The sequence below is a fragment of the Streptomyces hirsutus genome (assembly GCF_001418415.1).
GTDB classification, from domain to species: Bacteria; Actinomycetota; Actinomycetes; order Streptomycetales; family Streptomycetaceae; genus Streptomyces; species Streptomyces hirsutus.
This window is the reverse complement of the sequence record NZ_LIQT01000636.1, coordinates 1-2437: the sequence shown is the minus strand read 5'-3', so window position 1 is coordinate 2437 and position 2437 is coordinate 1. Positions and strand designations below refer to the sequence as shown.

Annotated in this window: 1 protein-coding gene and 1 pseudogene; both read right to left on the bottom strand. The window is 73.3% G+C overall.

The genetic code is table 11. From position 1 onward, the window contains the following. Positions 1–1004, bottom strand: a pseudogene (locus AOK11_RS36430) (SUKH-4 family immunity protein); the annotation flags it as partial. 9 nt (positions 1005–1013) lie between these two features. Beyond that, positions 1014–2000, bottom strand: a complete 987-nt coding sequence (locus AOK11_RS36425; protein ID WP_079035304.1) for an SMI1/KNR4 family protein — start codon at positions 1998–2000, stop codon at positions 1014–1016. Between the last annotated feature and the right edge of the window lie 437 nt (positions 2001–2437).

Here is a 2437-nt window from a genome sequence, read left to right as displayed (position 1 = left end):
TGCCCGCCGGGACCCGGCGGGGGCGACGACGGAGGCGGAGGCGTGCCCCCCGGCCGCATGCCCGGTGTGCCCGGGGCGCCCGGCGGAGGCGGCGTCGTCGGGCCCGAGGGGCGGCGCGGCGGAGCCGCCTTGCTGGTCGCGGCGTCGGCGATGTCCGCGGCGCTCGGCGTCGCCGGGGTCTTTGGCGCGCGCGGCGGAGTCCGCGCCTCCGCGTCCGGGAACGCCGGTGTCAGCGCCGTCGGCGGCAACTGGCTGCCCCCCGACATCAGCGCCGTCGGGGCGTTCGAAGCCGACGCAGGGGGCGGCGGCGTGTCGTCGTCGGACTGGCTCAGCGGCGGAGCGAAAACGGTGACCGGAAGCGGCACCGAACCGTCCTCGTCGGCGTCGGCGTTCGTGTCCGTACCGGCCCACGGGGTCGCCCCGGCCGGTCCACCCGGAGTGCCCGCGCCGGGCCCCGCCGGGGAGCCGCCCCCGGCAGCGGGCCAGGCAGTACCGCTCCCGGGCGCCACCGGCGCACCCGGCACCGGCCCCCCGGAACCACCCGCACCGGACCCACCGGCCGCGCCGGCCGCACCCGCCGCGCCGGCCGTACCCGCCGAACCGCCCGACGTCTCCCCCCGCCGGTCCGGGATCCCCAGCCGGTCCGCCGCCTCCTGCAACCATTCCGGCGGACTCAGCAGGAACGACGTCTGATTCAGGTCCACCCGCGCGGGAGCCGCCGGCGCCGGTTCGGCCGCCGCGTCCGTACGGGCGTACTGCTCCTCGTACCGGCGGATCACCTCGCCCACCGCCAGGGCGGGCCACAGCGTCGCCTCGCCGCTGTCCCGGGCGATCACCAGCCGCTGCGCGCCGCCGTCCGAACGCGGCCCGTCCGCGCGGTCCTCCGCCCACACCACGAAACCGAGGCCGAACTCCCGTACCCGCACCTCACGGTGCTGATACGACGGCACATCCCCGTTGACCCACTCCTCCGCACGCTCCTGCGCCTGCGCGAACGTCACCATCGCCGGACCTCACTCCCCCGCAGCAACCGGAACGACCTGCGCGAAGCCGCCGTCCACCATCAGATTCGCCACCGTCTCCAGCTCCGGCGGCGACCCCGCCAGCCGGGCCAGGAACGCGTCGAAGTCGTCCCCGCACGGCAGCAGCAGCCGCTCCACCCGCTCCGCCGGCGACCACGACGGATCCACGTCCCGCGCGTCGTCGTAGGAGCAGAACCACACCGAACCCGCCCGGTCTCCCCGCACCTTCACCGCCAGCAGACCGCCCTGGACGAAACCGACGCCCAGATAGTCCTTGGTGAGGTGATCACGCAGACACTTGTTGACGTACACCAGGTCGTTGACCGCGGCCTCGTCCCGCACCGTGAAGAACGGCTGGTCGACCAGCAGGCCCAGCTCGGCGTCCAGCGCCGTGCCCACCGGCGCGCAACCACCCGCCGCCTTCAGGAACGACCGGTACGCGCCGGGCAGTCGGTAGCCGAGGTCCTCCTCGACGTTCAGCACCTGGGCCTCGGTCACCGCGAGCCCCGACTTCGGCAGCCGGAAATGCGCCGGGCGCGTCTCCTGCAACGGCCGCGTGCCCCGCTTCTCCTGGTCCACGCCCGACGTCACCACACCACCGTGGTGCCGCAGCAGCGCCTTCACCTCGACCGGCACCAGCTCCAGCTGCCGTGACGCCGCCACGTGATGCCACGTCCAGCCGTGCGGCGTCGCCACCGCCGGCACCGTGTCCCACAGCTCATGACCGGTCGCCGCGAGCGCCGCGTTCGCCGACACGTAGTCCGTCAGCCGCAGCTCGTCGACACCGAATCCCTCCGGCGGCTCCGCGATCTCCGCCGCCGCGCGCGCGTACGGTGAGAAATCGGGGTAACCGCGCTCGTCCACCCGTACCCCTCTCGGGTGACGGGCCGCCCGTACCGGATCCGGGAAGTGCACGACCTGCCCGGAATAGGCCGCATTCGGCGGCACGGCTCTCTGCCCGAGCCGACCTGTCGTCATGGCGGTTGCCCCCTGCGGCACTCTGTACGACCCGCACCGACCACCATCGTGTCGTTACGGAACGTATTCGACTGTCACGTCTGTTTCGACTGCTTACCGACGCCCTTCCCACCGGCGTCCCGCACGTCGTTCGCACGGATCACCGCAGGAATCGCGACACCAACAGCCTATGCGGTACGGCGGCACCGGTCACCGGGCACCGGCGGCTCCCCCGTCCGGTTCCGTGACCAAACGTCACCCTCCCGTGACAGCATGCCCAAACCTGGGCGTGTCGCCCCGCCCCAGCTTCCCCATCAGCCACGCCATTTGGCACTCTGTGACCTTCCGGGGGATGCACAGGAGGGGAATGCGATCATGAACATGACTCAAACAGGGACACCGGCAGGGCGCACCGCCGCCCCCCGCACCGGCGACCCCCGCATCGGTTGGAGCAGCAC

What these genes read in the sequence shown, in the direction of transcription:
- AOK11_RS36425 (WP_079035304.1), bottom strand. Translation starts at nt 2,000, where the DNA reads ATGACGACAGGTCGGCTCGGGCAGAGAGCCGTGCCGCCGAATGCGGCC.